Below are 22,936 nucleotides of genomic sequence, written 5' to 3' on the forward strand. Positions count from 1 at the left end.
GAAACTAGATGGACGGGGGCGGCCGATGGCAGGCGAGTGCGGGGTCGTGGCGCGGCGACCCGAGAGCGAAGGGGGCGGGGCCGGGCCGGACACCGCCTTCGCCCTGTCCCGAGGCGTCGTCGTGCTGTTCGCGGTCGCCTGCGCCGCCGCGGTGGCCAACGTGTACTTCTCCCAGCCGCTGCTGGTGACCATGGGCGACGACCTCGCCATGAGCCCGGCCCTCGTCGGCAGCGTCGTCACCCTCACGCACGTCGGATACGGGCTGGGGCTTTTCTTCCTCGTACCGCTGGGCGACGTGGTCGACCGCAGACGACTCGTCGTGGTGCAACTGCTGCTCCTGGTGGCGGCGCTGACCGTGGTCGCCGCCGCGCCCACCGCGGCGGTCCTGCTCGCGGGCATGGCCGCGACGGGGCTCCTCGCCGTCGTCACGCAGACCCTGGTGGCCTTCGCGGCGTCGCTGGCGGCGCCCGCCGAACGCGGCCGGGCCGTCGGTCTCGTCACCAGCGGCGTGGTCGTCGGCATCCTGCTCGCCCGCACCGCGTCCGGCCTGATCGCCGACCTCTCGGGCTGGCGCACGGTCTACCTCGCATCGGCTGCGCTGACCGCGCTGCTCGCCCTGGTCCTGCACCGGGTGCTGCCGCGCCCGAGCGGGACGCCGTCGGCGCCGCTGCGCTACGGACGACTCCTGCGCTCCACGGTCACCTTGTTCGCCCAGGAACGACTGCTGCGGCTGCGGGCGCTGTACGGGCTGCTGGTCTTCGCCTCGTTCAGCACCCTGTGGAGCAGCGTCGCCCTCCCGCTCAGCGAGGCGCCGCACTCCCTGTCGCACAGCGCGATCGGGGCGCTGGGGTTGGTCGGCGTCGTCGGCGCGCTGGCCGCGACCGCCGCGGGCCGGCTGAACGACCGCGGGCACTCCCACCGGACCACCGGCGTCGCGCTGGCGCTGCTCGCCGTCTCGTGGCTGCCGCTGGCCTTCACCCGCAGTTCGCTCTGGCCGCTGTTCGTCGGGGTGGTGCTGCTGGACCTCGCCGTGCAGGCGGTGCACGTCACCAACCAGGCCCTGATCTACGCGCTGCACCCGGCCGCCGGCAGCCGGCTGATCGGCGGCTACATGGTCTGCTACGCGATCGGCAGCGCCACCGGCGCCATCGCCGCGACCGCCCTCTACACGGCGGCCGGCTGGGGCGCGGTGTGCGTGCTGGGCGCCGCCTTCAGCGGCATCGGGCTGGCGCTGTGGGCGTTCGTCGGGGCGGAAGCGGGGCCGGGTCCGGCTACTCGGGGAGTTCGGCGCGCACCCGACGGGACGGAGTGAAGGAGTAGAGGTCGAGGACGGCGGGCGGGTCGGCGAGACCGGGCCCGCCGTCCTCGATCCACGCCTTGATGTCCCCGGTGGCGTCGGCGTCGTTGACGAGGCCGAGCCACACCGGCCGACCGCCGGCCCTGCGCCCCTCGGCGGACGGCTGGACGACGATCACGTTGGCCTGGTCGCAGGCGTCGATGCAGTCGGTCACCCGAACGGTGGCCCGACCCGCCAACTCGGTGCGCAGCTCGCGCAGTTGGGCGGCGTGGTCGACCCCGGCTATCTTCGGGCTGCCGCAGCAGCAGCCCCGACACACGGTGACGGTGGGCCGCACGGCCCCCGGCGCGGGTGCGGCACGGCGCGAGCGCTTGCTCACTCGGTCTCCTCGGCAGGCTGGTCGGGCACCGCGGCCTCAGGGCACGGGCTGATGGTCCGACGATGATCGTATGACCTGCGCGTCCGGCGCGGCACCACGCCTCGGACGCAGCCGCCCACCGCGCGGCGGAAACTGATCGCCCCCCTCCCGCCGTTCGGCTCGTCCGGGCCCCGGCCGACGGCGTGTTTGCGTCACCTTCCCCCTCAATGGGTGAGGTTGGTCCTCAACGGGCCGCACCCGCCCTACACTTCTACACGCATGTAGAAGATGCGCGGGTGGCCGTCGCGCGCTCCGACGTCGACGACGGCACCGACGCGCACCGTCCCTCCCTACCTACCACCGGGCATCCCGGAACAGAACGACGAAGGAGTGAACGCCTGATGGTGTTCAAAAGGCTGCTTGGCTCGCTCGGCGTGGGCGGACCCAAGGTGGACACGGTCCTCCATCCGGGCGCGGTGCTGCCCGGCGCCATCTTGACCGGACAGGTCGAACTGAAGGGCGGCGAAGCCGACTTCGACATCGACCAGGTCTCCCTGGAACTCCTCGCCCGCGTCGAGGTCGAACACGACGGAGGCGAGAGCGAAGGCACGGTCGCCTTCGACCGCTTCACCGTCGGCGGCGGCTTCCGGCTGGCCGCCGGCGAGCAGCGCAGCGTCCCCTTCGGCCTCACCGTGCCGTGGGAGACCCCGATCACCGAGCTGTACGGGCAGCCGCTCGGCATCGTGCTGGGGGTGCGCACCGAACTGGCGGTGTCCGGCGCCAAGGACAAGGGCGACCTGGACCAGCTCATGGTGCGCCCGCTGCCGGCGCAGGAGGCCGTGCTGGAAGCGCTGGGCCAGCTCGGCTTCGGCTTCCGCTCCGCCGACCTCGAGTACGGCCGCATCGGCGGCACCGGGCAGCGCCTGCCCTTCTACCAGGAGATCGAGCTCACGCCCGGCCCGCAGTACGCCCACGCCATGCGGGAGTTGGAGGTGACCTTCCTCGCCAACCCCGGCGGCATGGAGGTCGTCCTGGAGGCCGACAAGCCCGGCGGGTTCTTCTCCGCCGGCCACGACGCGATCAACCGGCACGTCGTCAGTCACGACGGCGTGCCCCACCGCGACTGGAAGGAGGTCGTCGACGCCTGGCTCCGGCAGCTGATCGCCACGCACGGCCACCACACCGTTCCGGCGCCGTACGAGCACGGCGCCCCCTACGCGAGCCACGGGCACGACGGGCACCACTCCCACGGCTCCCACGGCGCACATGACGGGCACCACGGCGGGCACCAGCGTTCCGGCCCCAGCACCGGCACCGTGGTCGCCGCGGGCGCGGCCGGCCTCGCGGTCGGCGTCGCCGGCGGCCTCGTCGCGGCCGAAGTCGTCGACGAGGTAGGCGACTTCATGGAAGGCGACGAGGAGTAGAAGTGAATCCCCCCACCCGAGCGCCCGCTCCGTGCAGGGCGCCCGCGCGGCCCACCCGTACGACCGTCCTCGTACGCATCAGGACCCGCGGCTGACCCACGGCCGACGGAAAAGGGGTGCTGGCGACGGACCAGCACCCCGCCCGGCACCCGGCCGGCCGGTCCAGAAACGCAGACCCCTCACACCGGGGTCGCCGCACGCAGGATCAGGAAGAGCGTGACGGCGGAGTTCGCCGAGGACAGCGCCGAAGCGGTGGTGCCCGCCGCGGCTCCCCAGGTGGCCAGGCCCACGGTGGTGAAGACCGACGGCCAGAACCCGCCGGCCGGGGCCGGCCCCAGCAGGGCGGCGACCCGGCGCGGCACCGGCCCCTCCACCGCGAAGCCCGCGAGCGCCGCGCCCGGCCCGCCGCGCGAGATCAACGCGGACCTGCCGATCGCCAGCGCCACCGTCCGCCGGCTGCCGACGGCGGTGGCCGCCTCCTCGTCCGCCCACCGCTCCGTCGTGTACGCCACGGTGGTCAGCAGCGGACGCAGGAACGGGTTGGCGCGCGCCGCGAGTTGCACCGTCAGCACGAACCGGTGGTGCCGGCGCGCCAGATGCGCCCGCTCGTGGGCGAACAGGGCGCGCCGCTCCCCCGCGTTCAGCCCGGCGAGCATCCCGGTGGTGACGACGATCCGCCCGCGCCCGCCGGGCAGGGCGTAGGCGTACGGCACGGTGTCGTCCAGCACCGCGACCGACGTGGGAGGCAGCCCCTCCAGGGCGCGCCGGGCCCGGCCGCGCACCCGGTGGTGGTGCCACGCCGCCCGGCCGCACGCCGCGAGCACGGCGATCAGCGCGGGAATCGCGACCCGGCCCGCGACCTCGTCGTAGGGCACCGCCGCGCGCACCTCGGGGTCGGACCAGCCGTCCGGCAGCGGATTGCCGGGGAGTTGCGCCGTGCCGACCACCATCAGCAGTGCGAGGCAGAGCGTGCTGCACACCGCGAGCACCCCGGCGACCGCCGTCAGCAGCCAGGTCGCCGACCTGGGGTGCAGATGCTGCTCGGCGAGGCGGGCGATCGGCCACGCCGTCAGGGGCAGCACCAGCGGCAGGAAGACGAAGACCCCCATGACGCCCCTATCCCTCGGGTTGCGCTTCCCCGGCACGCTCCAACAGCGCCCGCAGCACCTGCTCGTCATCGGGCGCCAGCGCGGTCACGAACCGGGCGAGCACCGCCTCCCGGTCGCTCTCCCCGTCCAGCACGCGCCGCATCCGCAGCGCCGCGAGCCCGGCCTCGTCCGCGGCCGGGGTCCACACGAAGGACCGGCCCGACTTCTCCCGCGTCACCGCGCCCTTGGCGAGCAGCCGGGTGAGGATGGTGATCACGGTGGTGTAGGCGAGGGATCCGCCCAGCCGTTCCTGCACCCACGCCGTGCTCTGCGGGCCCGGCGCCGCCTGAAGCACCGCCAGCACCTCGGCCTCCAGCTCGCCCTGACCGCGTCGCCGCGGACGCTCCTGCTCCCCCACCTCGTCTCCCTCCGGCCGCGCCCCGCGCACCCGGCGGGACCCTTCATCGTAGTCAGCCGCCCACCCGAGCGGTGGACGGCTGGCCACGGGCTGGCGTTCGAGCCGCCGGAGGGCGTTCCCCGTCGGTTACTTGCCGAGGTACGCGTCGTACACGGTCACGCTCGCCTTGCCGCCGTGCCGGTCGGCGACCTGGCCCCGCAGCGCCAGGGACTTGCCCTTCGCGGGGCTCTCGATCGTGACCTTGCCCTTCTTCACGGGCACCTGCTTCCAGGTGGTGCCGCCGTCGTACGACACGGACACGGCGAGGGACTTCAGGCCGGAGCCGGCCGCCGGCCCCTGGACGGTCACCGGGAAGGTCGCCGTACGGCCCGCGGGGACGGTGCCGTCGAGCGCGACCTTGGCGTCGAAGCGGACGGTGGAGAGCGGGATCCGGACGGGCTCACCCGCCGGCGGCCGGGCGCTGCGGAAGGTCCAGGAGCCGTCGATGCGGGTGCCGACCGCGGAGACGGACGGGTCGCGCTGCACCGAGGTCGTCAGGGTGTACTCGGCGTCGTCCGCGCCGACGGCGAATCCGGCCATGCCGTCCAGCGGATTCGTGTTCTCCTCGATCTTGGTGCTGCCCCGGTGGAGCACGGTCCGCGCCGAGGAGTACACGGATTCGCCGATGTTGCCCCTGCCGTCGGAGAAGAGCGACATGGCGCCGATGAGGACGTCCTCGCTCCTGGTGACGCCGGCCCTCTCGTGCATCAGCGGGGAGTGGACTGCGGTGCCGAAGGTCACGCGGTGGCTGCCGCCCGGGCGGTGGTCGCGCACCGGCGAGGTGTGGACCGTCTCTTCGACCCCGTCGGCGTCGAGCTGTGCCACCCGCAGGGACCAGGTGTTGGTCTTCCCGGCCGTGGCCAGGTGATGGGTCCGGGTGCCGGGCACGTCGAACGGGGACACGGAGTCGAAGTGGTAGTCGTCGACGGTGCTCACCGCCGTGGAGAGCGCCTTCTTGCCCGGCACCGAGGTGCCCGCGGTCGCGGAGACCTTCGCGAAGTCGGCGGACGTGAACGCCGTGGTGTGCCCGGTGGAGAGCCGTTCGACCCGCCCGCCCGCGGCGCCGTTGTACTGGGTCGAGGCGCCTCGTTCCCACTGGGCGAGGAAGGACTCCGTGAGCGCGGCGCCGGTGGGCCGCTCGGGGCCGAGCTGCGCCGTGCGCAGGCCGTCGAAGGACCCGACGCTCCGGGAGGCTTCGTAGGGCTCCGCGCCGGTGTCGACGGAGAGCGTCCGGTAGGCGCCGGTCATCGCGGCCCTGCTGTCCGGGATGCTCATCCGCACGGGCTTGGCGAGCCGGGCGTCGACCTCGACGGTGGTGTTCTTCGTCAGCGCCAGCTTGGGGTGGGTCAGCCAGTCCGACGACTCGCCCGCGGGGGACGGGACGGAACGCCTCGCGTCCAGGACGTAGTCGCCCTTCGGCAGCCGGTACGTCGCGGTGCTCTTGCCCTCGGCGTAGAAGCTGGGGACGTGGTCCGCGCCGGAGAGTTGGGTGATGCGGCTGACGAAGTCCCTGCTGGGATTCCCGTCCGAGCCGGTGTGGTTGAGCGTCAGGTCGTACGACTCGGCCTCCCGTTCCACCGCGGCCGTGGTGCGCACGTTCTGGCCACCGCCGGTCGCGACGACGGACGCGGAGTAGGCGCCGTCGTTGGAGCCGCCGATCCGGGTGTCCACCGTCACGGGGACGGCAGCGGTGCCGCCGGCGGGCACGGTGACCCGGTCGACGCCCAGGGCGAAGAAGCCGGCCGGGGCGGGCCCGCCCTTCGGGTCGAAGCCGCGGACCGTCAGGTCCAGCGCGACGTCCCGGTCCCCGAGGTTGCGGTAGGTGATCTCCTTGGTGAGGGGCCGGTCGTCGGTGTGCGGCCACTGCTGCCGACCGAAGGTGACGGTGGGCTCGTCGGCGACCACGGTCTGCGTCAGGGCGGTGTCGACGGCGAGCCGGCCGGTGCCCTGCCGGAAGACGCCGTGGCCGCCGTCCTTGGCGGAGGCGGTGAGCACGGACTTGATGCGCTCGCCCGTCCAGGTGGGATTGCGCTGCTTGAGCAGGGCGGCGGCGCCCGCGGCGTGCGGTGCGGCCATGGAGGTGCCGGAGAGGGTGACGTAGCCGGGCGGGTTCTCGCCGTGCTGCTGCGCGGCGGCGCTGCCGGGGGCCGAGGCCGCGGTGACGTCCATGCCGGGCGCGGTGACGTCCGGCTTGACCGCGCCGTCACCGCTCCTCGGCCCGGCCGAGGAGCGATCGTCCACCTTGTCGGTGTCGTCCACGGCCCCGACGGTGAGGGCCGCGTCCGCGCTGCCCGGGGAGTCGATCGAACGGGCGGACGGTCCGCTGTTGCCGGCGGCGACGGCGAACAGGACGCCCTTCTCCTTGGTCAGCTTGTTGACCAGGGCCTCCAGCGGGTCCAGTTCGGGGGTGTCGGGCATGCCGAGGCTCATGTTGACGATGTCCGCGCCCTGCGCCACGGCCCAGTTCATGCCGGCGAGGATCTGCGAGTCGATGCCCACGCCGGAGTCGTCGAGCACCTTGGCGTTCAGGACTTTCGCGCCGGGCGCGACGCCCTTGTGCGCACCGCCCGAGCGGGCGCCGGTGCCCGCGGCGGTCGAGGCGACGTGGGTGCCGTGCCCGTCGCGGTCCTTGGCGTCGGGCGAGTCGGAGAAGTTCTGCGACCCGACGACCTTGCCCTTCAGGTCTTCGTGGGTCTCGTCCACACCGGTGTCGAGGACGGCGATGGTGACGCCCGTCCCGTCGTACCCGGCCTGCCACGCCGTGGGGGTACCGATCTGGGCCGTGCTCTTGTCGAGCGAGGCGGTGCGCACCGCGTCCAACCAGACGCGCTCGACGCCCGGGACGGCCCGCGCCGTACGGGCGTCAGCCGCCCCGGCGGTACGGGTGAGGGCGTCCCACAGCGCTCCCGGATTCCGCTCCGGGACGGTCACGGCGTCCGCGTTCAGCGACGGCAGCGTCCGCCGCACCTCCGCGTCACCGCGCACCTCCGCCCGGGCGGCGGCCCCTGAGGCGCCCTTGTACGCGACGATCGCCTTGAGGCCCTTGCCGTAGGACCGCAGGCTCTCGGGCGTGCTGAGTCCGGTGACGTCGAAGAGGCGGCGGTCGAGGGTGCCCCGGGCGAGGAGCCGTTCGGCGTCGGCGGGGACGACGTAGGTACGGCCCTTCTCGGTCCAACTGTGCACGGGTATCTTCTGGCGGCCCTCGGCCCGGTCGACCGTGACGGCCTTGCCCCGGGCGTCCACCCCGACGCGGTCCCCGGTGATCAGGGTGACCCACCGGAGCCCGGCGGCGGTGCGCTCGGTCTCCCCTGCGGGGGTGCTCGCGCCGGTGTTGGCGAAGGAGGTCGTGGTGGTCAGTCCGGCGACGAGCGCCGTGGCCGTGAGGACCGCGGCGGCGGTCCCCGCGCCACGGCGCTGACGTTTGCTGGAGAACAAGTGGCTCCCTGCTCGGCGGGGTGGTCGACGCGCTGCCGGGGGTGGCCCCGCTTCCCACTCCCGAAGAGTGAGAGTGATCATCGGGAGTTGGCGTTGTCGCCACGTGACGCGTTGGCTGAATCTCGCCCCTCCAGAACCGGTTGCCACGTCCGCCCCATTCGCAACGGGGGCGAGTACCGCTACTCGGCGGGCACCCACACGGTGCCGCGGGCCTCGTACTCCAACATCGCCTCGATGCCGAGGGCCGCATCGGCGCCGAGTTCGCGCCGGACGAGCCAGAGGGCGAGTTCCAGGCCGGAGGTGATGCCGCCCGCCGTCACCAGGTCGCCGTCGTCCACCACCCGGGCGTCCTTGAGCACGCCGCCCTCGCGCTCCAGGTCGGCCCGGACCCGGTGGTGCGTGGTGCAGGGGCGGCCCTTCGTCAGTCCGGCGGCGGAGAGCAGCATGGTGCCGGTGCAGACGGCGGCGACGGTCAGGCCGTCGCGTACGGCCGAAGCCAGCGCGCGCGGAAGGACGCCGCGGCGGATCTCCGCCCCCACGCCGGGGCTGTCCCGGCGCCCGTAGCCGCCGCCGGGCACCACCAGGACGTCCGCGTCCCGGGGCGACCAGCCGTGCGCGACGCTCACCTGCGTCCCGTAGGCGGCGCGGAACGTGCCGGGGCCGGTGGCGCTGACGTAGCGGACGTCGACCTTCCGGTCCGTGAAGTGCCCGGCGGCGGCGAAGACTTCGAAGGGCGCGGCGAAGTCGAGTTCCTCCACCCCGTCGAACATCACGACCTGCACCCGTAGTGGGCCGGAACGCCCCCGCCCTTCCGGTTGCGCCGCGCGGGCTGCGGTGGCGACGCCCGGCACCGCCCCCGCGACCCCGAGGGCGGTGGTGGCGCGGAGCACGTTCCTGCGGTCCATGGGCCTCTCCTGTTCGTCGGCTTCACCACAGGAGTCGGTGGGGTGCGGTCGGAAGTTCCACGGCCGGCCCCGACGCGTCGCGACGATTCCCGGCCGCGACCGGAGGAGGCGGCTCAGAGCAGCGCGGGGGCGTGGAACTCGCCGAGGCCGGCAACGAGGTCGCGATCGAGCCAGTAGCGGCGGGGTACGGCGAGCATCACGTCGACGCTGACGGCGAGGATGCCGGGGATGGCGGCCAACTCGTGGTCGACGAAGTGCGCCACCGCGGAGCGGTCGGCGACCAGGGCGGTGGCGAGGACGGACAGGTCGCTGGCGACGTGGGCGACCAGGCGCGTCTGGGGAAGTCGGTCGATGCGGCGCATCACGTCGGGGGTGTCGCCCGGGGCGACGCGCAGCCGGAGCATGAAGGGGGTCTCGAAGCCGAGCCACTCCGGCACGACTTCCAGGCGCGGTCTGACCCAGCCCTCGTCCAGGACCCGGCGGACGACGCGGTGGGCGGTGGAGGTGGCGAGGCCGGCGGCCCGTCCGATGCTCGCGGCGGAGGCGCGGCCGTCCTGGAGGAGCAGGGCGACGACGGTGCGGTCCGCGTCGCCGAGCGGCTTGGCCGGGGGCGTGGCGGTGGCGGTCGCGGTGGCCTCGGGGCGCGCGCCGACGAGGTGCAGCAGGTCGTCGCGTTCGGCGTCGGTGAGGGACTGGGGGTCCCAGGTGATGCCGCGGCGCAGGGTGCTGAGGGCGGGCAGGGCGTTGACGCGGCGGACCCCGCGGACGGAGAACATCCGGTCGATGGCCCGGCTGGTCTCCGCCTCGGAGGGGGCGTGGACGACGGCGTACAGGGGGTAGTCGCCGGAGATCTGCGCCATGAGTTGGAGGTGCGGAAGTTCGCGCAGGCGGTGCAGGACGGCGAGCGGGGTGTCGCCGCTGATGTCGAGGAAGACGTGCACGGGCATCGCCGTGGAGTGCACGCCCCAGTCGGCCTGGCCGATGACCCGGACCATCCGGGCCTCGTGGAGCCGGTCGTAACGGCGTTTGAGCGTGCTGGCGTCGGCGGCCAGGATCCCGCCCAGGTCGTCCCAGGTGGCCCGGGGTGCCAGATGCAGCGCGCCGATGAGACGTCGGTCGAGCTCGTCGAGGAGAGGGCGGGTCATGGCGCCTTACCTTAGCCCGCCAGTTAATCCCACTGTTATCTACTGGGACTGGAGAATCTCTCATTCGGATGCCATTGTTCGCAGGAACATCCTTCCCTTGTACGAAGAGGTACCGATGAGCGTCACCTCCGCCGAGCCTCGGCCGACCGAGCCGCAGTCGAGAGCCCTGCGCACCGCGTTCCGGCTGTTCGCGGCGATCGAGAAGGTCGGCAACAAACTCCCCCACCCGTTCTGGCTGTTCTGGATCCTCGCGGGGGTCGTCGCCGTCCTCAGCGCCGTGCTCGCGGCCGTCGACGTCAGCGCCGTGCACCCCGGCAAGGGCGAGACCATCGCGGTGCAGAGCCTGCTCAGCCACGAGGGCCTGACCATGGCCATCGAGGGGGCGGTGGACAACTTCGCGGCCTTCCCGCCGCTGGCCACCATCCTCACCGTGATGTTCGGCATCGTCGTGGCCGAGAAGAGCGGGCTGTTCTCCGCCCTGCTGCGCCGCATGGTCGAGCGGGTGCCGGGCAAGTACCTCACCTTCGCCCTGTCGCTGACGGCCATGGTCAGCCATGTCGCGGGGGACGCCGCGTACTTCACGCTCGTCCCGATCGGCGCGCTGATCTTCCGCGCGGCGGGCCGCAGCCCGGTGCTGGGCTGCATCGTGGCGTACGTCTCGATCTCCGCCGGGTACAACGCCTCCCCGTCCCTGACCACCACCGACGTCCTGCTGTCGGGCATCTCGACCGCCGCCGCCCAGACCATCGACGCCGACTACGTCGTCACCCCGGTCGGCAACTACTTCTTCGGCATCGGCTCCTCGGTCCTGGTGGCCCTCGCGATCACCCTCGTCGTCGACAAGGTCATCGCCCGCCGCGCGGACCTGGAGCCCGACGAGCCGGTGACCGCGCCGGACGCCGAGGAGCGGGAGGCGATCGAGGTCACCGCGCAGCAGCGGCGCGCGCTGCGCGCCACCGGGCTGGTCGCGCTCGGCTTCGTCGCCCTGCTGGTGGCGGCGATGGTGCCCGTGTCGTCACCGCTGCGCGGTGAGGGCGGCGGGATCGTGAACTCCCCCGTGATCGGCGGGATGGCGCTCGTCCTCGGGCTGTTCTTCGCCGTGGTCGGCACCGTCTACGGACGGATGACCGGCACCTTCACCGCCGCCCGCGACATCATCGGGGCGATGGTCGAGGGCACCAAGTCGATGGCGCCGATCCTCGTCCTCTTCTTCGCGATCTCCCAGTTCCTCGCCTACTTCAAGTGGACGAACATCGGGGACATCCTCGCCGTCAAGGGCGCCGAGACGCTGCGCGCCCTGGACCTCCAGGGGTGGACGGTGCTGGTCGGCATCGCCGTGCTGATCACCGTGATGAACCTCGTCATCACCAGCGGATCCGCACTGTGGGCGCTGGCCGCGCCGGTGCTCATCCCCATGCTGATGCTGATCGGCATCGAGCCGGAGACCACCCAGGCCGTCTACCGGGTCGCCGACTCCGTCACCAACTGCGTGACCCCGATGAGTCCGTACTTCGTGATGGCGCTGGGCTTCATCCAGCAGTACCGCAAGTCCGCGGGCATAGGCACCCTGGCCTCCTTCACGATCCCGATCGCCGCCGTCGTCTGGGTCGCCTGGATGGCGTTCTTCGTCGCCTGGTACCTGCTCGGCATCCCGTTCGGCATCAGCTGACCCCCGCTCACCACCGCACATTCCGCGCATTCCGCGTCCCGTACGAGAAGGCAGACCATGACCGCCGTACCCGCAGCCGAACTCACCGCCCGCGCCCAAAAGGCGTCGGCGGAGACCGTCGCCGACGTGCTCACCCTCGTGAACCACGAGACCGGCAGCTACGACCTGTCCCGGCTCGCCGCCGGCCTCGACCTGCTGCGCGAGTTGACCGTCCACCGGCTCGGCCCGCCCGGGCGCGAACAGCGCCACCCGGGCGGCGAGTACGGCGACACCCTCACGCTGACGTACCCGGGCACCGGCCCCGGGCACGTCGCGCTGGTGGGCCACTACGACACCGTGTGGCCGACCGGCACCCTCGCCGGGTGGCAGCACCCGGAACCGGGCGACGACGGCCGGGCCAAGCTCAGCGGCCCGGGCATCTTCGACATGAAGACCGGGCTGGTCCAGGGCGTCTGGGCGCTCAAGCTGGCCCGGGAGTCCGGCGCGCCGGTACCCACCGTCACCTTCCTCTTCAACGGTGACGAGGAGATCGGCTCCCTGGCGTCGCGGCCGGTGATCGAGGACGTGGCCCGACGGGTCGACGCCACGCTCGTCCTGGAGCCGAGCGCCCACGGCGCGGTGAAGACCGCCCGCAAGGGTTCCGGGATCTTCCGGGTCACGGCGACCGGGATCGAGGCGCACGCCGGGCTCGCACCGCAGGACGGGGCGAGCGCCATCACCGCGCTGTCGGAGTTCGTGGTCGCCGCGGCCGCCGTCGCGGCGCCCGCCCAGGGCACCACGGTCAACACCGGACTCATCCAGGGCGGCTCCGCCACCAACGTGGTCGCCGGCCGGGCCACCGCGAGCCTCGACATCCGGGTCAGCAGCTCGGCCGAGCAGGCCCGCGTGGACGAGGCGCTGGACGCCATCGCGGTCACCGACCCGCGCGTCCGCATCGAGATCGACCACGCCTGGAACCGGCCGCCGATGACCCTGGGCGCGGCCTCCGCGCCCCTGCTCGACCTGGCCCGCGACGTCGCCCGCGAGCAGGGCCGCACCCTGTCCCACACCGCCGTCGGCGGCGCCAGCGACGCCAACTTCGTCGCTGCCCTCGGGCTGCCCGTGCTGTGCGGGCTGGGCGCCGTCGGCAACGGCGCGCACGCCCAGGGCGAGTTCATCTACCCCGACACCGTGCCCACCCAGACCGCCCTGGTCGCCGGGGTGCTCGGCCGGCTGGCGACGCCGCTGACGGGCCCGGCCACGGCGGGTTGACGCAACCGCACGCCCGGGGGCCACGGGGCTATATTCCGGACATGCTCGTGGATGCCGTGGCCCAGTCGATCGTCGACGACGTCGTGACCCGTCTCGGGGTCAGCGTGAACATCATGGACGAGCGCGGCGTCATCGTCGCCAGCAGCGACCGCACCCGACTGGGCAGCGTGCACGAGGGCGCGCTGCGGGTGCTGCGCACCGGCGAGCCCCTGTCGCTGACCCGGGAGGCGGCCAGCGCGCTCGACGGCACCCGGGCGGGCGTGAACCTTCCGCTACGGGTGGAGGGGCGGCTCGTCGGCGTCGTCGGGGTGCGGGGCGAGCCCGCGGAGGTCGGCGAGATCGCCCGGGCCGTCGCCCGGCTCGCCGAGCTGATGGTGATGCGGGAGACCTTCGCGGGCGAGGTCGGCTGGCGCCACCAGGTCCGCCGGCAGGTGCTGCGCGACCTGCTGGCGGACCGGCTCACCGAGGAGGGCTGGCGCCAGGGGCAGCAGCTCGGCGGCTGCCGGGTCGAAGCGCCGTACACGCTCTTCGCCGTGCGCGCCGAGGCCCTCGCCACCGCGGACGAGCCCAGGGAGCCGTACCGGCTGCTGGAGCTGGACGAGCGCTCCGCGCTGATCGCACCCGACGCACACGGCACGGTCTGGGCGGTGACCGGTGGCGCCACCTCCGTCGCACTGCGCCACCGGCTGGCCCGGCTGTGCGAGGCGGACCGGGCGGCGGGGTTCCTCGAAGCCGGGCCCGCGGACGACTTCACGGCCCTGTTGCAGCAGGCGGGCCGGGCGCGCTTCGCCGTGCGCCGCAGCTTCACCGGGGCCGTACGCCTCGCCGACGTCGAGCTCCCCGTACTGCTCGCCCGGCTCGACCCCGAGGTCCGCACCGCCGCCGCCGAGCGCGTCCTCGGCCCGCTCTCCACCGAACTCCGCCGCACCCTGCGCGTCTACTTCGCCAGCGACTGCAACGCCGCCGAGTCCGCCGAACGGCTCCGGGTGCACCGCAACACCCTCGCCTACCGGCTGCGCCGGATCACCGAGCTGACCGGCAAGGACCCCCGGGTCTTCCAGGACGCCGTGGCACTCCAGGTCGCGCTGCACCTGTGCGACATCGACTGAGCCAGCGCCCCTCCCGGAAAGTTCCATGGGCGATTGTGCGCGGTGCATAAATACGGGTGGTGAACAGCGGGCGAAATCCGTTCACCGGGCCAGTATTCGCCGGTGGCGCAAGCGCCTAGAGTGCCGACACGGCTCATCGAGAGCCCGTTATCACGCCCCTTCACCCCCTTCTCCGGAAAAGGTGCACTTCCTGTGCGTGTCGTCCTCGCTCCCGACTCCTTCAAGGGCAGCCTGTCCGCCGCGGACGTCTGTGCCGCGATGGAGGCCGGTGTGCTCCGTGCCCTACCAGGGGCCGAAGTCGTCCGCGTGCCGATGGCGGACGGCGGCGAGGGCACGCTCGACTGCATCGGTGCCGTCACCGGCGGCTCGGAAGTCCGGCTCTCCGTCAGCGGTCCGCTCGGCGCCCCGGTCGCCGCCCGCTATCTGCTCGCCCCCGACGCGTCCTCCGCCGTCGTCGAACTCGCCTCGGCCTCCGGGCTGCCGCTGCTCGACCCGGCACGGCTCGACCCGCTGCGCGCGGACACCGCGGGCACCGGCCAGCTCATCGCCGACGCCATCGACCGGGGCGCCCGCTCCGTGCTCGTCTGCGTCGGCGGCAGCGCCAGCACCGACGGTGGCACGGGGCTGCTGCGCGCCCTCGGCGTGCGGTTCCTCGACGCCGACGGCGACGAACTGCCGCCCGGCGGCGGCGCCCTCGCCGACCTCGCCCGGGTGGACTTCTCACAGGTGCCCGCCGAGGTGCGCGCCACCCGGTTCGGCATCGCCTGCGACGTGACGAACCCGCTGATCGGCCCGCGCGGCGCCGCGGCCGTCTTCGGCCCCCAGAAGGGCGCGGGCCCGGCCGATATCCACCGACTCGAACGGGGCCTGGCCCGGCTCGCGGACGTCCTCGCCGAACAACTCGGCACCGTCGTGCACCACCTGCCCGGCGCCGGCGCGGCCGGCGGCACCTGCGGCGGCATGCTCGCCGTCCTCGACGCCACCGCCCAGCCCGGCTGCGAACTCGTCGCCCGCAGCGTCGGCCTGCCCGCCGCCCTGGCCGGCGCCGACCTGGTGCTGACCGGGGAGGGACGGCTCGATCGACAGAGCGCCGACGGCAAGGTCGTCTCCCACGTCGCCGCGCTCGCCGCGGCCCGGGGCGTCCCCGCGGTGGCGCTCGCCGGTCAAGTCGTCCCGCCCCTGACCGAGTTGTACGCGTCGGGCCTCACCGCGGCGTTCAGCATCGCAGACGGCCCGCGCACCCTCGACGCCATGACCGCATCGGCCGCCGAACTGCTGACGCAGACGGCGGAACAAGTCGTACGGCTGCGCATCGGCTGAGTTGTCCCTGCCCGGTCCGCCGGGCGAACTCCCGCACCGCCTCCACCGCACCCCCGTCCCCCGTACACAGCCCCGTGTACGCCCGTCCCCCTCCGTGCCCGTGCCGTACCGGCCCACGGCCCGGGCACGCCGTCCCACCCCGCTAGGAGTCCCATGAGCACCGCCGGTCCCGCCCTGCTCGCCGCCCTGGCCGCGAGCATCGGGCTGATCATCCTGCTGTGCGGACGGTTCCGTCTGCACCCCTTCCTCGCCATCGTGCTGTCCACGTACGTCTTCGGACTGCTGGCGATGGGCGTGGGCGCCGCCACCGGTGCCGACCAGAAGTTCGTCGACAACCTCGCCGGCACCATCGCCGAGGGCTTCGGCTCGATCCTCGCGAGCATCGGTCTGGTGATCCTCTTCGGCACCATCATCGGCAAGGTGCTGGAGCGCACGGGCGCGGCCGTCACCCTCGCCGAGGGGGTCCTCAAGGTCGTCGGCAAACGCCATCCGGCGCTCGCCATGTCCCTGATGGGCTGGGTCGTCTCGGTGCCCGTCTTCTGCGACTCCGGTTACGTCGTGCTCTCCCCGCTCCAGCGCTCGATCGCCCGCAAGACCGGCAAGAACCCCGTCGTCCTCGGCACCGCCCTGGCCACCGGCCTGTACGCGTCGCACACCTTCGTGCCCCCGACGCCCGGCCCGATAGCCGCCGCGGGCAACGTCGGCATCGGCTCCGACGGCCTGATCTGGGTCATCCTCTTCAGCATCCCGGTCTCCCTCGTCGCCGCGATCGCGGGCCTGGTGTGGGCGCTGCGTCGCACCGGCAACCTGGAGAGCAAGCTGCCGGACGCGCGCCAGACCTTCGACGAGTACAAGGCGCAGTTCGAGCGGCTGCCCTCGATGGGCAGTGCCCTGGCGCCGATCCTGGTCCCGATCGTGCTGATGGCGATCGGCTCCGTCGCCGCCTTCCCGGCCGGCGGCGGCACCCTCGTCGACGGCGCCTTCGGCGCCTTCCTCACCGACCTGGGCAACCCGGTGAACGCCCTGCTCATCGGCGTCCTGCTGGCGCTGGCCCTGCTGCCGCCGAAGCGCGACGCCAAGGCCCTGACCACCTGGGTCGCCGAGGGGTTGGTGGACGCGGCGCCCATCCTGGTCATCACCGGCGCCGGCGGCGCGTTCGGCGCGGTGATCAAGGGCACCCCGATCGCCGACTACATCGCCTCGCTGATCGGCGACGGCTCCGCGGTCAGCGGCGTCACCGCGCTGCTGGTCCTCTTCGGGCTCGCGGCGCTGCTGAAGACCGCGCAGGGCAGCAGCACCGCCGCGCTGATCATCACCTCCACCCTGGCCCAGCCCCTGCTGCCGGCGCTCGGGCTCGACGGCACCATGGGCTCCATACCGATCGGCCAGGTCATGGCCGTACTCGCGATCGGCGCCGGCGCGATGGTCGTGAGCCATGTGAACGACTCGTACTTCTGGGTCGTCTCCCAGTTCTCCGGCATGGACGTGAAGACCGCCTACCGCGCGCAGACCGCCGCCACCCTCGTCCAGGGCCTCACGGCGCTCGCCTTCGTCCTCGCGCTGGGCGCGGTGGTGCTGTAGGGCCGCGGCGCTACGGCGAGCCCCCGGGTACCGGACTAGGCTGGAGACGGACTCGGGGGTTTCCTGGCCGGGAGGCGAGTGACCATGGCTGGGCTGGTGATCCGGAACTTCGCCGCTGCCGACGAGACGCGACCCTTCGAAGCCGACAAGGGCAAGCTGGACGTGCTGAACACGGCCGGCGGCCCCGTCGGCCGGGCCGTGTTCGAGACCGGCTGGCGCTGGTCGGAGCACGTCAAACCGCTGGCGGGAACCGACAGTTGTCAGTCGGCCCACACCGGTTACGTGGTGAGCGGCCGCATGAAGGTGGTCATGGACGACGGGGAGAGCGCCGAGGCGGGACCGGGCGACTTCGTCGAGATTCCGTCCGGGCACGACGCCTGGGTGGAGGGCGACGAACCCTGCGTGGTGATCGACTGGACCGGGTACGGCGACTACGCGAAGCCCGCGTGAGCGGCCGTGGCCTGAGCTGGAGCTGGAAGGCCGCCCCGGCGCGTGGTCGTAGGGCGCGCACTGCTGCGCCTTGAGACACACCCGCCGGGGCGACCGCACGCAGGACCTTGCGGGCAAGCCCGCGGGGCCGGGGGTCAGGCGGCGAGGCGGCGTACCGCATTCAGGAGGCGGGTTGCCTGGGTGACCCGGGCTGACGAACCGCGCTGGGCCGCCACCTCGGCGAGCGCTGCGGGCAGGGCCGCCGGGACCTCCTGCGTCGCACCGGGTGCGCAGCGCTCCGCGCAGTCGGCCGCCACTTCCAGCAACTCCCCGAGGGCCCGCACGGGCGGCCGGACCGGCAGCAGCGCGGGCAGGGTCGCCGCGAGGACCGCCCAGGTGGTCTCGTGCGCCCCGGTGGCCGCGGCGGTGCGGGCGGCGTCGGCGAGCCGGTTGGGCTTGAGCCCGCCGTGGACGACTTCCTCGCCGACGAGGCGGCCCAGCAGCGGTGCATCGAGCTGCCGGCGTGCGGCGAGCGTCAGCAGGGTGTCGACGGCGGCCAACCGCACTTCCTGGTCGGGCGCGCCCAGACCGGTCGCCACCGCGCGGTGCAGCGCCGGGCCGGCCGGGCCCTCGCCCTCGCCTTCGGCGAGCAGCGGCAGGGAGCCCATCAGGCCGCGCCACTCCCAGCGGCCGGCGCCCCGGGTGCGCAGGTGGTCCAGCAGGGCGAGCACCCAGGCGGCGACCGCGTCGCGGTGGTGCGGCAGGGTCGCCACCCAGCCCGGGGTGAGCTGGGTGAAGTCGTACTGGCCGTCGGGGCAGCGGTACGAGTGCTGGTGGCCGGTGTCGACGGGCCGGGCGAGCCAGCGGGCGTGCGGGGGCAGCAGCCGTCGGGCCGTCAGCAGCTCCCGGGCGCGGTCCGCCAGGGCGCGGGCGCTGCGCGCGGTCTGCTCCAACAGCCCGGCCGTCGGGTGCTGCTGGTCCGACGGGGCCGGCTTCTGCTCGGCGCTGTCGGGGGCGCCTTCGGGATGGCGCAGCGCGACCAGCTCCGGCCAGGTGTCGTCCAGCCAGGTCGCGAGCCGGTCGCCTTCGTCGGTGCCCAGGAGCGCGGCTTCCTTCGCGGCCGGGCCTCCGCTGCCGGGTGCGACGCGCAGCAGGGCCTGGGTGAAGTCCATGGGCTCGGGCCGGGCCCCGAGGCTTTGGTACTCGCGCAGGCGCTCCACCAGCACTTGGGCGTCGAGCGCCCCGGTCTCCCAGGTCGGAGTGGCGAGCAGCAGCGGCAGCGGGTCGGTGCGCAGCCGCCAGGCCGCTTCGGCGAGCCGGCCGCGCAGGATCGCGCCCATGCCGTTGATCGGGCAGACGTCGGACGCGGTGCTCTTGGCGTGGGCCTTGCGGACCGTCTCCAGCGGGATGGTCCCGACGCCCGCGGCCAGCACTTCCCGCAGGCCCGTCACTCCGTACGGGAGGGGGTTGCCGCGGCCCGGGCTGCTGAACCACCACTCGTCGTCGAAGGTCTCGCGCACGGCGGCGACGAGCAGTTGCCGGTCCTGGTGCGCCAGGCGGACCAGTCCGTCCAGGGCCCGTTCGAAGACGACGGGGGTCGGCTGTGCGGCGACGGCGGCCACCAGTTCGGAGACCAGCTCGGGCACGGAGGACGCGGGGGCTTGGGCGCGGCGGCGGGCGGGGACGGCGGGCAGCGTCTGTGCCTCGTACGCCGTGGACTCCTCGGCGAGCGGGGTGCCGAGCAGCTCCGCCGCGGTCTGCCGGTGGACCGTGCCGAGGAGCAGCGCGGCTTCCGCGAGCGCCTGTCGGGCGGCCGTGTCGACGGCGGGCAGATGGCGGGCGACCAGCTTCAGGGCCCGCTCCTGCGCGGATGCGTCCGCGTGGCCGAACGCCCCGCCCACCGACGGCAGCAGGGTGCTGAGGCCGTCCCCGTCCTTGGCCCGCGCCCGGGCGGTGAGCACCTTGCCCAGCAGGATGAGCTGGTCGCGGACGAGCTTCTTCTCGGGCCGGAAGAACACCGAGTCGCACGCCTCGGCCAAGGTGGCGTCCGGGAGCCGGCCGTCGAGCGCGAGCCGGCCCAGCACGCCTTGGGCGTGGGCGGCGACCTGGGGGACGCCGTCGGCGGCCATGCCCATCCAGTCGGGGATGCGGGCGGCCTCCTCTTCGGGGGTGAGGGCGAGTTGCCTGAGCACGGCGAGGGCGAACCGCAGGTCCTGCGGCCTGCCGCCGCGCAGCAGTCGGGCGACGCAGTGGTCCACCAGCTCAGGGCGGGCCATCGCGCCGCACTCGGCAAGCCGGGTCAGCGCCTGCGGCCAGTGGTGCGGCTTGTCGGGCTCGGCGAGGTCCAGTACGTCCGGCGGTATTTCGGGCAGCTCGAACAGCCGGCGCACCAGGACGGCGACCTCCGGCTCCTGCTGGATCCCGCGCATCAGCAGTCGGCGCTGCGTCAGATGGGCGGCCCAGCCGCGGACGTAGGCGTCGCTGGTGGGCACCGGGCAGCCGGCGAGGTCCACCAACTCGCGGATCAGGGCGTAGTCCTCCTCGCCGGTGGAGGCGCGGGCCGCCAGTCGATGGGCCAGGTCCGCGAGCCAGGCCGGGTCCCGCTCGGAAAGCGCTTGCACCAGCGGCGGCAGCACCGGCATTTGGGCCGGGCCACGGGGCAACCGCAGGTCACGGGCGCCGATCCAGGCGGCAGCGGCGGCGGCGCCGGGGTGGCAGGCGGCGCCCGCGACCAGCAGCGCCATGCTGATCTTCCCGCGCTTCTTCCACGCCTCCCAGTTCTCCCAGTCGCTGTTGCGCTGTTCGTTCCTCAGGGTTTTGAGCTCGTGCAGCAGTTCCTTGCGCTCGGCGGGCGTGAGCGGCGCGAGCAGTTTCACCAGCTCCTGCAGCCGGTGGCCGCGGACGGCGTCCATCACCTCGTTCATCTGGCGCCTCCCGCCGTGTCGATGCCGGTCGCACCGGTGGACGCGGTGGCCCTGGCGGCGGCGTCCGGTGGGGCGGTGGCGCCGCGTCGGGCGATGCGTACCGCCAGCGCGTGCTTGCAGGGCCCCCGTCCGCCCTGGTGCTCGGCCCACCAGGGGCAGGTGCACCACAGTCGCCCGGCGCGCTCCCCCACCCGGTAGGTCCGGTCGCCGGAGGTGACCGAAGCCGGCTCGCCGCCGGCGCCGAGGCGGACCGCGCCGGTCGCGACCAGTTCGCGGGCGTTCACCAGCCGGGGGTTGTGCTTCTCGGTGCGTCCGGCGTCGTAGGGCAGTTCGCGGTGGAAGTACGCGGCGTCCGCGACGTCGTAGCCCACCCGGCCGGCGGTGCCGAGCCGCACCAGCGCGGCCCGGACGCGCCCGACGGGCAGCCCGGAGCGCTCCGCCAGCTCCGTCGGGTCGATCGTCGGCTCCCAGGCGAGCAGCACCGAGATCAACTCCGCGTCCCCGGCGGCCTCCTCGGTCGCCAGCGCCTCCAGGACCCCGCCCTCGCCCGAGAAGCCGCGGGCGGTGTCCGGCGACAGGGTCAGCGTCAGCCGCATCCCCGGCAGCTCCACCTCCCAGGCGGACGGGGTGCGGTCGTGGCCGGTGCCGGCGGGGGCGTACACCCGGAGGGCGGTGGCGTGCCGCAACACCCGGTGCAGCGCGGTCAGCCGCTCGGGGCCGGGGAGTCGCACCGCGCCGTCGGTGGGCCGGGTGGTCGGCCGCAGGGTACGGCCGGTGGGGACCATCCAGGTCGCGTTCCGCGAGGCGCGGCCGGTCGTGCGGGGCAGGGTGCGCAGGAAGCGCACCGCCTCCAGGCCGGTCAGCTCGGCGCGCAGGTCGAAGCCGGCGGTGGCGACCTGCGCCTCGGCGAACCCGCGCAGCCAGCGGTCCGGCAGCGGGACCTTCTTCTCCACGACCGGCCCGTCCTCGGTGGTGACCGCCAACTCGTCGGGGCCCACCCGCAGGTGCATCGGGCTGTCCCCGGTCATCCGGGAGAGCGCCTCGCGCAGCGGGTTGTTCACGTCCACGTTGGTGGTGCCGTGCCCGGTCTCGGCGCCGTCGAGGCCGTCGCGCAGCACGTCGAGGCGGGCGTACACCCCACAGCAGCCGGAGAAGGACTCGAACCGCAGCCGGTCGCCGTTGCCCGTCACCACCGGGTCCAGCAGGGGCCGCGGCGTGGGGTCCGTGTAGCGCGCGGCGGCCACGTCGGCGACGGCCAGCAGGGCGCGGGCCGCGGCCTGCGGTGCAGCCAGGAAGCCGGAGAAGAAGGTGGGGTGGGCCTCGGCTCCGGTCGGAGTGAGCCCTCCGGAGGTCTCCAGGCCGAGGAGGCTGCCGTCCGCCCGGGACTCCAGGGCGGAGGAGCGGGCGTAGGCGAGCGCCTGCGTTGTTCGCGTCATGGGCCAGACCGTAGGACCCGCCACTGACAACGGCCCCCGACCGAGGGAAACTTCGCAGGTCGCACGGGGTTTAGCGGGGTTACGGAGGCTTGTGCTCCGGTCGGTGGGCGCTCGCCGCGGACGTCCGTGCGCAGGTCGTGCCGGCCGTCTGCCGCCCGTCGAGGGCGGGTTCACCGGCCCGTCCCTCAAGTCGTCCGTGCCGCCCTCTTGTGCCGACGGCGCCGCGTCTGCCAGATTCTCCGCAGCCCCACATGACATGGACGCAACAAGTAACCCCTTGTCGCGTCCACTCACTCCTGCGCACCCCCGCAGGGCTCCACCCCCCACACGATGGAGAAGACCACGTGCGTATCACCCGACTCATACCCGCGCTCGCGACCGCCGCGCTCTCCGTAGTCGCCCTCGCCCCCACCGCCGCGGCCCAATCACCGGCACCGGCACCGGCACCGGCACCGGCCGTCCAGAGCGCGCCGAGCGGCGACATCGGCACCAAGGCCCTGCCGATCATCGGCGGCGGCTACGCGAGCGACGCGCCCTGGGCGGCCCGACTGTTCTCCAACGGCCGGCAGACGTGCAGCGCCACGATCATCGCGCCCACCTGGATCCTCACCGCGAAGCACTGCGTCACCGGCGGCGGACTGTCGTTCCGCATCGGCAGCCTCGACCAGAGCAGCGGCGGCACCGTGGCGAACGCGTCCGGCGTCTACAACCACGCCTCCTCCGACCTGTCGCTGGTCAAGCTCGACCGCTCGGTCTCGGCGACCTACGCCCGCCTCGGGCAGCCCGGCTCGGTCTCGGTGAACCAGACCGTGCAGGTGTACGGCTGGGGCGCCACGTCCCAGTGCGGCTCCGAGATCAACTGCCAGTCCCGCTATCTGAAGGTCGCCAACGTCGTGGTGACCGGCGGCTGCCGCGACGCCTACAACGGCTCCGCGATCTGTGCCCGGCGCGGCGACGGCATCACCGCGGGCGGCGACTCGGGCGGCCCGATGATGGCCAACGGCATCCAGGTCGGCGTCGCCTCCACCAGCGACCGGCAGACCATGACGGCGTACACGAACGTGACGGCGTACCGCTCCTGGGTCCAGTCGATCGCCGGCGTCTGACC

General features: G+C 73.7%; 17 protein-coding genes. 9 read left to right on the forward strand and 8 right to left on the reverse strand.

Annotation, left to right across the window (positions count from 1 at the left end):
• Positions 1 to 25: 25 nt before the first annotated feature.
• Complete coding sequence (locus ACH4E8_RS13655) at positions 26 to 1,312, forward strand: MFS transporter (protein ID WP_398447579.1); 1,287 nt, start codon at positions 26 to 28, stop codon at positions 1,310 to 1,312.
• Here the strand turns inward: ACH4E8_RS13655 and ACH4E8_RS13660 are convergent.
• Positions 1,272 to 1,676, reverse strand: a complete 405-nt coding sequence (locus ACH4E8_RS13660) for a (2Fe-2S) ferredoxin domain-containing protein (protein WP_398447581.1) — start codon at positions 1,674 to 1,676, stop codon at positions 1,272 to 1,274. The genes ACH4E8_RS13655 and ACH4E8_RS13660 overlap by 41 nt on opposite strands.
• Positions 1,677 to 2,056: 380 nt before the next feature.
• Between ACH4E8_RS13660 and ACH4E8_RS13665 the strand changes: the two genes are divergently transcribed.
• The gene (locus tag ACH4E8_RS13665; protein WP_398447583.1) at positions 2,057 to 3,079 is read left to right on the forward strand and encodes a sporulation protein; all 1,023 of its coding nucleotides are present in this window, start codon (positions 2,057 to 2,059) and stop codon (positions 3,077 to 3,079) included.
• Between the two features lie 179 nt (positions 3,080 to 3,258).
• On the opposite strand, the gene ACH4E8_RS13670 is transcribed toward ACH4E8_RS13665, so the two are convergent.
• From ACH4E8_RS13670 to ACH4E8_RS13690, 5 genes are all read right to left on the reverse strand, one after another.
• Complete coding sequence (locus ACH4E8_RS13670) at positions 3,259 to 4,188, reverse strand: M56 family metallopeptidase (RefSeq protein WP_398447585.1); 930 nt, start codon at positions 4,186 to 4,188, stop codon at positions 3,259 to 3,261.
• Between the two features lie 7 nt (positions 4,189 to 4,195).
• The gene (locus tag ACH4E8_RS13675; protein ID WP_398447587.1) at positions 4,196 to 4,585 is read right to left on the reverse strand and encodes a BlaI/MecI/CopY family transcriptional regulator; all 390 of its coding nucleotides are present in this window, start codon (positions 4,583 to 4,585) and stop codon (positions 4,196 to 4,198) included.
• 126 nt (positions 4,586 to 4,711) lie between these two features.
• Entirely contained in the window at positions 4,712 to 8,059 is a 3,348-nt protein-coding gene (locus ACH4E8_RS13680) for a S8 family peptidase (RefSeq protein WP_398447588.1), read from the reverse strand.
• 179 nt (positions 8,060 to 8,238) lie between these two features.
• Complete coding sequence (locus ACH4E8_RS13685) at positions 8,239 to 8,964, reverse strand: DJ-1/PfpI family protein (protein WP_398447590.1); 726 nt, start codon at positions 8,962 to 8,964, stop codon at positions 8,239 to 8,241.
• 113 nt (positions 8,965 to 9,077) lie between these two features.
• Entirely contained in the window at positions 9,078 to 10,109 is a 1,032-nt protein-coding gene (locus ACH4E8_RS13690; protein ID WP_398447592.1) for an Lrp/AsnC family transcriptional regulator, read from the reverse strand.
• Between the two features lie 115 nt (positions 10,110 to 10,224).
• Between ACH4E8_RS13690 and ACH4E8_RS13695 the strand changes: the two genes are divergently transcribed.
• From ACH4E8_RS13695 to ACH4E8_RS13720, 6 genes are all read left to right on the forward strand, one after another.
• Positions 10,225 to 11,778, forward strand: coding sequence for an AbgT family transporter (locus tag ACH4E8_RS13695; RefSeq protein ID WP_398447594.1), 1,554 nt, complete (start codon positions 10,225 to 10,227; stop codon positions 11,776 to 11,778).
• A 57-nt stretch (positions 11,779 to 11,835) separates the two neighbouring features.
• Positions 11,836 to 13,029, forward strand: a complete 1,194-nt coding sequence (locus tag ACH4E8_RS13700) for a M20 family metallopeptidase (protein WP_398447596.1) — start codon at positions 11,836 to 11,838, stop codon at positions 13,027 to 13,029.
• A 41-nt stretch (positions 13,030 to 13,070) separates the two neighbouring features.
• Complete coding sequence (locus ACH4E8_RS13705) at positions 13,071 to 14,138, forward strand: CdaR family transcriptional regulator (RefSeq protein ID WP_398447598.1); 1,068 nt, start codon at positions 13,071 to 13,073, stop codon at positions 14,136 to 14,138.
• Positions 14,139 to 14,330: 192 nt separating this feature from the next.
• Entirely contained in the window at positions 14,331 to 15,458 is a 1,128-nt protein-coding gene (locus tag ACH4E8_RS13710; RefSeq protein WP_398447600.1) for a glycerate kinase, read from the forward strand.
• 153 nt (positions 15,459 to 15,611) lie between these two features.
• The gene (locus tag ACH4E8_RS13715; RefSeq protein WP_398447602.1) at positions 15,612 to 17,039 is read left to right on the forward strand and encodes a GntP family permease; all 1,428 of its coding nucleotides are present in this window, start codon (positions 15,612 to 15,614) and stop codon (positions 17,037 to 17,039) included.
• 84 nt (positions 17,040 to 17,123) lie between these two features.
• Entirely contained in the window at positions 17,124 to 17,489 is a 366-nt protein-coding gene (locus ACH4E8_RS13720; protein WP_398447604.1) for a cupin domain-containing protein, read from the forward strand.
• A gap of 134 nt (positions 17,490 to 17,623) precedes the next feature.
• Here ACH4E8_RS13720 and ACH4E8_RS13725 read toward each other — a convergent pair whose 3' ends face one another.
• Positions 17,624 to 20,392 (reverse strand): DUF6493 family protein, encoded by a 2,769-nt coding sequence (locus tag ACH4E8_RS13725; protein ID WP_398447606.1) that lies wholly within the window; start codon positions 20,390 to 20,392, stop codon positions 17,624 to 17,626.
• Positions 20,389 to 21,828, reverse strand: a complete 1,440-nt coding sequence (locus tag ACH4E8_RS13730; protein WP_398447608.1) for an SWIM zinc finger family protein — start codon at positions 21,826 to 21,828, stop codon at positions 20,389 to 20,391. The genes ACH4E8_RS13725 and ACH4E8_RS13730 overlap by 4 nt, the downstream gene beginning before the upstream one ends.
• Before the next feature lie 344 nt (positions 21,829 to 22,172).
• Here ACH4E8_RS13730 and ACH4E8_RS13735 point away from each other — a divergent pair, with 344 nt between their 5' ends.
• On the forward strand, positions 22,173 to 22,934 hold the full coding sequence (locus ACH4E8_RS13735; RefSeq protein WP_398447610.1) for a S1 family peptidase: 762 nt from the start codon (positions 22,173 to 22,175) through the stop codon (positions 22,932 to 22,934).
• The last annotated feature ends 2 nt before the right edge of the window (positions 22,935 to 22,936 follow it).

This window comes from Streptomyces sp. NPDC017979, assembly GCF_044328175.1.
In the GTDB taxonomy this organism is placed as follows: Bacteria; Actinomycetota; Actinomycetes; order Streptomycetales; family Streptomycetaceae; genus Streptomyces.

Bases quoted from the DNA above. Each gene is read 5' to 3' on its own strand.
- ACH4E8_RS13695 (WP_398447594.1), top strand. From the start codon at position 10,225: ATGAGCGTCACCTCCGCCGAGCCTCGGCCGACCGAGCCGCAGTCGAGA.
- ACH4E8_RS13720 (WP_398447604.1), top strand. From the start codon at position 17,124: ATGGCTGGGCTGGTGATCCGGAACTTCGCCGCTGCCGACGAGACGCGA.
- ACH4E8_RS13685 (WP_398447590.1), bottom strand. From the start codon at position 8,964: ATGGACCGCAGGAACGTGCTCCGCGCCACCACCGCCCTCGGGGTCGCG.
- ACH4E8_RS13700 (WP_398447596.1), top strand. From the start codon at position 11,836: ATGACCGCCGTACCCGCAGCCGAACTCACCGCCCGCGCCCAAAAGGCG.
- ACH4E8_RS13665 (WP_398447583.1), top strand. From the start codon at position 2,057: ATGGTGTTCAAAAGGCTGCTTGGCTCGCTCGGCGTGGGCGGACCCAAG.
- ACH4E8_RS13705 (WP_398447598.1), top strand. From the start codon at position 13,071: ATGCTCGTGGATGCCGTGGCCCAGTCGATCGTCGACGACGTCGTGACC.
- ACH4E8_RS13670 (WP_398447585.1), bottom strand. From the start codon at position 4,188: ATGGGGGTCTTCGTCTTCCTGCCGCTGGTGCTGCCCCTGACGGCGTGG.
- ACH4E8_RS13725 (WP_398447606.1), bottom strand. From the start codon at position 20,392: ATGAACGAGGTGATGGACGCCGTCCGCGGCCACCGGCTGCAGGAGCTG.
- ACH4E8_RS13730 (WP_398447608.1), bottom strand. From the start codon at position 21,828: ATGACGCGAACAACGCAGGCGCTCGCCTACGCCCGCTCCTCCGCCCTG.
- ACH4E8_RS13690 (WP_398447592.1), bottom strand. From the start codon at position 10,109: ATGACCCGCCCTCTCCTCGACGAGCTCGACCGACGTCTCATCGGCGCG.
- ACH4E8_RS13715 (WP_398447602.1), top strand. From the start codon at position 15,612: ATGAGCACCGCCGGTCCCGCCCTGCTCGCCGCCCTGGCCGCGAGCATC.
- ACH4E8_RS13655 (WP_398447579.1), top strand. From the start codon at position 26: ATGGCAGGCGAGTGCGGGGTCGTGGCGCGGCGACCCGAGAGCGAAGGG.